The organism is Exiguobacterium sp. UBA1053 (genome assembly GCF_002316465.1).
GTDB lineage: Bacteria > Bacillota > Bacilli > Exiguobacteriales > Exiguobacteriaceae > Exiguobacterium_A > Exiguobacterium_A abrahamii.
This window is the reverse complement of the sequence record NZ_DCDO01000013.1, coordinates 1,003,530-1,011,656: the sequence shown is the minus strand read 5'-3', so window position 1 is coordinate 1,011,656 and position 8,127 is coordinate 1,003,530. Positions and strand designations below refer to the sequence as shown.

Sequence of the window (8,127 nt, the reverse complement as noted above, 5' to 3'; positions counted from 1 at the left end):
GCAGATGCCGACGCTGACGCGGATGCCGATGCTGACGCTGACGCTGATGCCGACGCTGATGCGGATGCGGATCAAGATAATGATGGTGACAATGATAATAACAATGGTGGAGACAAGGGCAACGACAACGATAATGGTGGGAAAGAGGGTCCAGACAACGTCTCGAATCCGAACGATGACAACGACAATGACAATGTTATCATCCCGATTCCAGTCGTCACGCCACCAACGACTCCACCAGGAAATGGTCCGGGTGTCACACCAACTCCTGGAACGAGCCCTGTCTCAGGTCCGAACGTCAAGCCAGCTCCTTCGACTGGCGCTGTAAATGGACCAAGCGTCAAGCCGACATTGCCAGCGAACACAGTCAGTGCACCGATCAATAAATCACCACTCGTTTCAAAACCGATCACTCAACCGGTGAAACGCATCGTCGGTGGTACCTTACCGAACACTTCGGAGAATCTGTTCTTGATCACCCTCATGGGAATGCTCGCGACAGCTGCCGGATTGTTCACGAAATTGTTCCGTCGCCGTCCACAAGAGTAAGTCATGCTGTAGTTAATCGTAGTGGGGCCATCTGTGCCTCACTGCGATTCATCCTTTTAGAATAGGAGTGAAGCTGAACATGGATCTGCTCAACCGATTCACCGCTGCCATGGATGTACTGGAACAACACATGAAGACCGATGATATCTACTACTGGAATCGTCAGATGATGTTATTCGTCTCACTCGGACAAGCATCGGAGCGAGCCCGTGTCGTTCGATTCCAAGGTAAAGGGCTACAATCCGTAAAAGATCAAGCACGCAATTGGCTCCGCCAACAACCAGAAGTAGCGTGGTTGAAGCTCGACATCGCCAGAAACTTTGAGGCACTCTCGTTTGAGACCTTAAACGAGCGAGTGAAAGACACACGGAAAAATTACTTCCGGTACGGAATCGCGTTTGATCGTAAGATGCAATGTGCCTATCTAGAAGAAGAACTGAATGGAAATGCCGTTTTCACAAAAGATCCGACGCATCAAGAACTACACATCAATCTAACGAACTTGAGCAATTATGCGCACCAACAAGGGCGGACAGAGCGGATTGACTTTCATCCGACAAGTCCATGCCTCCTCTTTGATACACTCGGTGTCTTCGCAGACGAAACACCACATGTACTTGAAGTCATACGTGATGTCGAAAAAATCCGTGAGACGACAAGTCAATTTCCTTCTGAAATCAAGACGATCGTCGCCCAGTCGAGTGAGTACCTTGCTCGCCAAGTCCGGGCGAATGGTCGCTTCCAATATGGTTATTTTCCCTGCTTTGATAAACCGATCAAGTTCTATAACAGCTTACGTCATGCAAGTACACTCTATTCGATGATTGAAGCCTATCGACTGACACCAAGCGAACGATTACGCCAAGCAATCGACCGAGCAAAACGTTATTTGGTCGAGGAACTGATCGTACATGAAGGGGAGCGTTCCTTCGTGCTTGATCGCGAATCAAACGAAATCAAACTCGGCGCGAATGCTGCAGCGATCTTAGCATTGACGGAATACATGCAGACGTTTCAGACGATGGATGATCTACGACTCAGTCAACGACTCGCAGTAGGCATTCTTTCACTGCAACAACCATCGGGTCAATACCTGCATGTGCTCGAGTATCCGTCGTTTGCGTTGAAGGAAGCCTTCCGGATCATCTACTACGAAGGAGAAGCGACATACGCCTTGATGCGGTTGTACGCACTCGATCCAAATCCACGTTGGCTCGATAGTGTCGTCCAATCATTTGATCATTTCATCGCTAAATCGTACTGGAAGTTCCACGATCACTGGTTGAGCTACAGTGCGAACGAATTAACGAAATGGTTACCGAAAGAGCGTTATTTCCAGTTCGGTCTCCAGAACGTCGCCCCGAAACTCGATTTCATTCACCACCGGGAGACGACGTACCCGACGTTCCTCGAACTGATGCTTGCGGCACGCGAGATGATTGACCGGATTGAAGCGCTTGGACGAGCCGACTTGTTAGCCGATTTTCCGCTCGACTGGCTCGACCAGACGATTGAACGACGGATGATCTATCAGCGAAACGGTTTCTTTTATCCGGAAGTCGCGATGTATATGAAAAAACCCGGTCGGATTCTCGGAAGTTTTTACATCCGGCACCATTCGATGCGAGTCCGGATCGATGACGTCGAGCATAATTTATCTGGTTATTGCCGGGCATGGGTACGAATGCTGAAGGAGGTGCCGTCATGATGCGACGCGTATCAACGCTGTTACTCGTCATCGGACTTGCCTTACTTGGATACGTCGGATATCAAAAACTGACGGTCCAGCAAACCTTGACGACGGAACTCGCAAAAGCAAAAGATGTCGTTCGGGCGGAAGAAACGTCATCGACCACATCAAAATCAGCAGCAACGAGCAAACCATCGAAGGAGAAGACGAAGGATGTCCTCTTCCAAATCGGTGAGACGGTCGGATATTTAAGGGTGCCATCACTTGAGATGGAGTTACCGGTGCTTGAAGGCGTCGATGATGCGACACTCGCAAAAGGTGTTGGCCATCATCCGGAGACGGCCTTTCCAGGGCAAGGCGACCGGATTTTCCTCGCCGGACATAACGATACGACGTTCTCGAAAATCAGTAAGTTGAAGAAGGGCGACGAGGTCGTCCTCTATCTCGCGAACGGGTCCTATCGCTACGTCATGCAATCGAGCGAGATTGTTGATTACAAAGACACGCGGGTCCTTGAGTCAACGAAGCAGGAGTCACTCGTCGTTTCGACCTGTTATCCGTTTTATAACGTCACGGACAGTACGGAACGTTATTTGATCTATTTTGAACCCGTCGAGGAGGATGCGTCATGACACGAATCGGAATTTTACGCCTGAACGAGAATCCGCAGTTTCGCGATAAGATTGCCTGCGTCATCGGTGCTTCGATGGGCGTTGACATCTTCTTTTTCCGTCCGCGCGATGTTGATTTCAAAAACCGGACGATCCGCGGACTCTTCTTCGACGAAGATGCCTGGCATCCAAGTATGTATGAGTTTCCGGACGTCATCTACAATCATTTGCCACTCAGTGATGCAGACAAGAAATTGTTCAATCGTCTTGCAGCCGAGATTCCCTTTACGACGCACCGGATTGGGAATAAAAATGTCGTCTTACGTCAACTGGCGCAAGAAGGATCGTTTCAGGACGTCTTGATTCCGATGCACCGGGTAAAGAAAGGAAAGACGATTTTCCCGCTGATTGAGAAGTACGGAAAAATCGTCTTCAAGCCGGCGAACGGGAAACAAGGGCAACGGATTTATACGATCGAGCAGGAGGGAGACCAGTATCGATTCAGCCATCTACTCGAGTCGACCGTCTGTTCGACAGGGGGATTGATCAGCCGCATCGAAGAAGAGACGAAACGGAATCCGATGATCGTCCAGCCGTTCATCGCCTCGCAAACGATCCATGGGCATTCGTATTGCATGCGGATCCATGTCGCGAAGGGAGCGGACGGTCAATGGAAACTCGTCAAATACTTTCCGTTCGTCAGCAACAATCACCAAGAATCGGTCAGCCATCTCAGTCACGGAGCGTTCTCGACGACGCGGATGGACATCTTCATGAAGCAGAACTATCCGGATCAACATGAAGCGATTTCGCGACGGATCGTTGACTTTGCACGACGATTCCCAGCCTATTTCGAATCGTTTTATGCCTACCCGCTCGATGCGCTCGGGATCGATGTCGGGATTGGTGCGGATGGACGTATCTATCTCTATGAGGTCAACAGCTTGCCTGGTACGCGCTACGTCGAGTTTCAGGCAGAGTATCTCGCAGTCCAGTATTGCCAGTACCTTGCGTCACATGGGCGTCCCGGTGTACATGGACTCGACCGGGGATGGATGAAGGAACGGATCGAGGCTTAGAAAAGAGGCGACGTGTGAAGACAGTATTGTTTTATGTGATGTCGGGCTTGCTCGTCCTCATCATCGTAACGAAATTCATGGTCCCACTCTTCGGTTGGTTTCAAGCAGAGGAGCCGGTAAAAGAAACGAAACCACGGACGTCAATTCGACTGGATGAAGCACAGCTGAAGCAGTTCGATCGCGAAGATCGACTCGGTGTCGTCTATGAGATGGCAGGATTGAAGCTGAAGACGCTGGACGTCGATACGACGGAAAAAACGCGACAAACACCGCTCGTTCAAATGAAGGTCGAAAAACAAAAGCTCCTTCAAGTGATGGGGGAGCAGGGACGGTTGCTTGCGATCACGGTCAAAGTGACGAATCAGTCAGCGGACGAGATTGAAATCTTACCAAAGATCGGGGAGTATGAGACAGAGGACGAGATTGTGACGATTGCGGATCAATTTAATGCCTTGAACGGTAAATACAAACCGGATGAGAGCCGGATCGGGATCGTCTTCATTCCGTCGGAGCAACTCCGTGTGACGGAAGGGCGACTTAGCCTGTTCTATGAGACGATGTCCGGTAAGAAGCAACTCCGGATTGCATTACCAGTAGCAAAATAAAGAACGGGATGCCTCCGACTTGGAGACATCCCGTTTTGTCATTTTTGAACGGCGCTGAACGCGTCTTCTGATTCGATTCCTGCTTTACTGACAGCTGTGATGACGAAACGACCAGTTGCATCTTCTGGGAGTGGGAACGCTTTACGCTCGATCGATTCTGTTGTACCGAGTTTTTTGCGTTTTCCATCCTTCTCTTGATAGACGTTGTATTTGACGACGTCTTCATCGGTTGACGCATACCAGTTGATGAATCCACCACTGACGCGAATGTTCGTCGCCGGTTTTGGTGGTGTCTTGACTGGATCTGATGCTTTTTCATCAAGTTCCGTGAAGACGACGAGACGATCGTCGTACGTGCCTTGGTTCTGATCATACGTTCCGATACAGGTGATCAAGTTCAGGTTCCGGGTATCGGCTGGACCAAAGATTTTCTTCAGTGGTGCTTTTAAGTGATCGTACTGGACGAGCTCTTTGACGCGGAAGACGAGCTTCCGTCCGGACGCATCGGTGATTTCGACCGGGTCACCTTTCTTCAGCTCATGCAACTTATAGAAGATTGCTGGCCCAGTCTTCGTATCGGTGTGACCGTCGATGACGGCATTGCCGACGTCACCCGGACGCGGACCAAACTTGTACCAGCCAGCTTGTTGTTCGTTTTTAGGTGTCGCCATCGCACCATCCTTATCGAGCCCGACCTGTTCGACTTTCGTCTTGATATCGTGCTTCGGGATGAAGAGTTGTTTCGGAAGCTCGACCTCCGTTGCCGAGAGGTCCTTGAACTCCTTCTTGAAGATTTCAGACGGCTTGAGCGGATCTTCTTCCTTCGTCTCGGAAGAGGCCGCGGATTCTGTTTTTGGATCACCTTGCGTGATGTTTGATGTATCCGGTTTTGTTTGACCGAACAAGAGGAAAAGCAGTGTTCCGACCGATGCGACCATTAAGATGATGCTCGCCGGTAATAACCAACGTTTCATAAACGCGTATCTCCTTTCCGAGAGAAGGGATTCCCTCTATGTACAAAAATAACAGGATAGCATGTCGCTATCCTGTTATTGATTATACCCAATTTCTTAGGCGTTTTGACGTTTACGTGCGAGGACAAGGCCGACTGCTCCGAGTGCAAGACCGAATACTGCGATCGCACCAGTTGTTGCAGCTGAGTTGTTGTCGCTCATTCCACCGTTACCTGTGTTAGGCATTGATCCTGGAGTACCATCCATGAACTTCTCTGGTGATTGTTTAACGATTGCATCACCGAGGTTAGCTCCTACGCCGTACATGTAAGCGTAAGACTCACGGAATGTGTCGACAGAACCTTTGTAGTCGCCTTCAACATACTGCATGAACGTATCTTGGACGTAAGTCTCGTGACCTGATACCGCTTCTTGTGCTGCTTTTGTTGGAAGGTTTTCTTCTGTCGCTGCACCAAGGAATGCACCGAAGTCGTTCGAGAACATTTTGAGCATGTCTTGTGCGTCACCCATCAATTTCTTATCGTCATTGACTGCTGCTGTGACGAGGTTCGCTTGTGCTTCGATGTGGTTTTTCGTCCAAACTTGCTCGAACTGATCTGCACCGGCTTGACCGTAGATCGATTTGATGGCTGCTTTGAAGTCAGCTGTGTGCATGTCTTCAGCCCAGTTTGCTGCATCGTAGTCTTTCGCTTGGTCGACGCCAGCTGTCATGCTGAGGTTTGCAAGAGCAACGTGTTCAGCTGCAAGGCTGTTGAGTGTCGAACGAAGATCTGCTGCTTTTGAGTCAGCTTTCGTGTTGTCGAATTTCTCAGGCATCTGTGTTGTGATTGCAACAGAAAGTGCTTTTGAGATATCGTACATGCGACTGTAACCTTCACGGAACGTGTTGTACGATCCTTCGTAGTCACCAGCTGCATATTGCTGGAATGTTTTGTAGACGTCTGCTTCGTGAGCACGGAGGACTTCTTCAGCTGCTGCTTTCGGGAGTTTACCTTCCGTAGCTGTATCGAGGAAGCTTGAGAGATCTTGAACGAACTCTTCTGTTTCTTTCTTCGAAGCGTTGATGCCGTCTTGGTCGTCTGCTTTTACAGCTTTGACGAGGTCTGTCGTATATTTGTTGTGATCAACGAAGATTTTCTCGAACTGTTTCGCGCCTTCGTCACCGTAGACTGAAGCGATTGCTGGAGTCATGTCGAGTGCGTTTTGTTTGAGTGCTGCTTCGTAGTACTGTGCGTCTTTTGAACCGTCATATTGTTTCTTCATGTCCATGACTGCGAGGACGAAGTGCTCAGAGAGTAATTGATCGAGTGTAGCACGAAGGTCAGCGGCTTTTGTTTTGACCGTGACGTTTTTCGGTGCATCTTGTTTCATGTTTTCTCCGCCACCGGAAGCGAATGCTGCCGTTCCTGGTAGTACGAGTGCTGCTGCCATTGCTGATGCTGCGAATTTTTTCGTGTGTTTCATCTAAAATCATTCCTCTCATTTTTTGGTTTATTTGGTAGGTGTTTCTTGCCTGTTCTGAATAGCTTACGCAACGTCGGGTGATTTGGATTGCATCAAGTTTTAATTTTTTTAATGAGTTGTTGAAGTGATGTTTCGTGCCATCCAAGAACCGTTGTTGCGTCGTTCTGGAAAGCTTACGCCGGACAGTTTCATTTGGATTTAAAAAAGTGTAAAAAAACCGCAGAACGTGGGAAACTGTTTTTCGCCTTCCTTATATACACAAACTAAAATTTTTTAGAGGAATTGCCTGTCTCATCGTGTTACACTAGTTGCGGAACACGTTTTGTAGCGAATTTGGAACTATTTAATACCAGGTACTAATATGCTATACTGTTCTCAGACTGAATCAATGAAAGGTGATCAAGATGGTACAAAACCAAACAGGCACGGATCAGCCAACGCGTGAACGCCTGAAGAAGAAGCAACAGGCTTCAAACCAGGAAACCGGCAATCCGGAGCACAAATCAGAGCGACGTCTTCGTGCATATTCGACACGCCGAGTTCCGATCATCGTACGTGTACTGATCGTTCTCGTTCTCATCGTCGTAGCACTGATCGTCGGCGCAATGGTGGGTTATGCGACGTTTGGTGGTGGCGAGGCAATGGATGTGTTAAAGCTCGACACATGGACCCGCATCACCGATTTTTGGATGAAATCTTAATTTTAATCAGTGATGGGAGCTGTCGAATATGTATACGATCGAACAAATCAAGGAAGTCATTCCGCACCGGTATCCGTTTTTACTCGTTGATCGCATTTTGGAAGTCGAAGAGGGAAAACGTGCCGTTGGAATCAAGAACGTCACGGCGAACGAAGAATTCTTCAATGGCCATTTCCCAGAGTACAATGTCATGCCCGGCGTCTTGATTGTCGAAGCACTCGCGCAAGTCGGTGCCTTTGCCGTATTGAAGATGGAAGAGAACCAAGGGAAGCTCGCCTTCTTCGCAGGAATTGAAGGATGCCGTTTCAAACGTCAAGTCGTGCCCGGGGATCAGCTCCGCCTCGAAGTCGAATTGACAAAGGTCCGCGGACCGATCGGTAAAGGTCGTGCCACAGCCACAGTCGATGGGGAAGTCGCCTGTGTCGCTGAACTGACGTTTGCTATGAAGTGAAGC

General features: G+C 49.1%; 9 protein-coding genes. 7 read left to right on the top strand and 2 right to left on the bottom strand.

What is annotated here, in order from left to right; genetic code table 11:
* The 5 genes from B3G15_RS12765 to B3G15_RS12745 all read left to right on the top strand — a co-directional run.
* A partial coding sequence (locus tag B3G15_RS12765; RefSeq protein WP_290721621.1) for an LPXTG cell wall anchor domain-containing protein occupies positions 1-549 on the top strand: 549 nt, incomplete at its 5' end.
* 79 nt (positions 550-628) lie between these two features.
* On the top strand, positions 629-2,257 hold the full coding sequence (locus B3G15_RS12760; RefSeq protein WP_290721619.1) for a hypothetical protein: 1,629 nt from the start codon (positions 629-631) through the stop codon (positions 2,255-2,257).
* On the top strand, positions 2,254-2,871 hold the full coding sequence (locus B3G15_RS12755; RefSeq protein WP_214807996.1) for a class D sortase: 618 nt from the start codon (positions 2,254-2,256) through the stop codon (positions 2,869-2,871). Before B3G15_RS12760 ends, B3G15_RS12755 begins: the two co-directional genes overlap by 4 nt.
* Positions 2,868-3,929, top strand: coding sequence for a YheC/YheD family protein (locus tag B3G15_RS12750; protein WP_290721617.1), 1,062 nt, complete (start codon positions 2,868-2,870; stop codon positions 3,927-3,929). The genes B3G15_RS12755 and B3G15_RS12750 overlap by 4 nt, the downstream gene beginning before the upstream one ends.
* A gap of 14 nt (positions 3,930-3,943) precedes the next feature.
* Positions 3,944-4,534: a hypothetical protein gene (locus tag B3G15_RS12745; protein WP_290721616.1), complete on the top strand. Its 591-nt coding sequence runs from the start codon at positions 3,944-3,946 to the stop codon at positions 4,532-4,534.
* 38 nt (positions 4,535-4,572) lie between these two features.
* Here B3G15_RS12745 and B3G15_RS12740 read toward each other — a convergent pair whose 3' ends face one another.
* Both B3G15_RS12740 and B3G15_RS12735 read right to left on the bottom strand, forming a co-directional pair.
* Positions 4,573-5,508 carry a class F sortase gene (locus B3G15_RS12740; protein ID WP_290721615.1) on the bottom strand — a complete coding sequence of 312 codons (936 nt, stop codon included), beginning with the start codon at positions 5,506-5,508 and terminating at the stop codon, positions 4,573-4,575.
* 96 nt (positions 5,509-5,604) lie between these two features.
* Positions 5,605-6,972, bottom strand: coding sequence for a copper amine oxidase (locus B3G15_RS12735; protein ID WP_290721613.1), 1,368 nt, complete (start codon positions 6,970-6,972; stop codon positions 5,605-5,607).
* Between the two features lie 404 nt (positions 6,973-7,376).
* Between B3G15_RS12735 and B3G15_RS12730 the strand changes: the two genes are divergently transcribed.
* Positions 7,377-7,673 carry a DNA-directed RNA polymerase subunit beta gene (locus tag B3G15_RS12730; protein WP_029342717.1) on the top strand — a complete coding sequence of 99 codons (297 nt, stop codon included), beginning with the start codon at positions 7,377-7,379 and terminating at the stop codon, positions 7,671-7,673.
* Between the two features lie 28 nt (positions 7,674-7,701).
* Positions 7,702-8,124, top strand: a complete 423-nt coding sequence (gene fabZ, locus B3G15_RS12725) for a 3-hydroxyacyl-ACP dehydratase FabZ (RefSeq protein ID WP_029342716.1) — start codon at positions 7,702-7,704, stop codon at positions 8,122-8,124.
* Positions 8,125-8,127 lie beyond the last annotated feature (3 nt).

Coding starts and splice junctions, on each gene's coding strand:
- B3G15_RS12735 (WP_290721613.1), bottom strand. CDS start 6,972: ATGAAACACACGAAAAAATTCGCAGCATCAGCAATGGCAGCAGCACTC.
- B3G15_RS12740 (WP_290721615.1), bottom strand. CDS start 5,508: ATGAAACGTTGGTTATTACCGGCGAGCATCATCTTAATGGTCGCATCG.
- B3G15_RS12755 (WP_214807996.1), top strand. CDS start 2,254: ATGATGCGACGCGTATCAACGCTGTTACTCGTCATCGGACTTGCCTTA.
- B3G15_RS12750 (WP_290721617.1), top strand. CDS start 2,868: ATGACACGAATCGGAATTTTACGCCTGAACGAGAATCCGCAGTTTCGC.
- B3G15_RS12730 (WP_029342717.1), top strand. CDS start 7,377: ATGGTACAAAACCAAACAGGCACGGATCAGCCAACGCGTGAACGCCTG.
- fabZ (WP_029342716.1), top strand. CDS start 7,702: ATGTATACGATCGAACAAATCAAGGAAGTCATTCCGCACCGGTATCCG.
- B3G15_RS12760 (WP_290721619.1), top strand. CDS start 629: ATGGATCTGCTCAACCGATTCACCGCTGCCATGGATGTACTGGAACAA.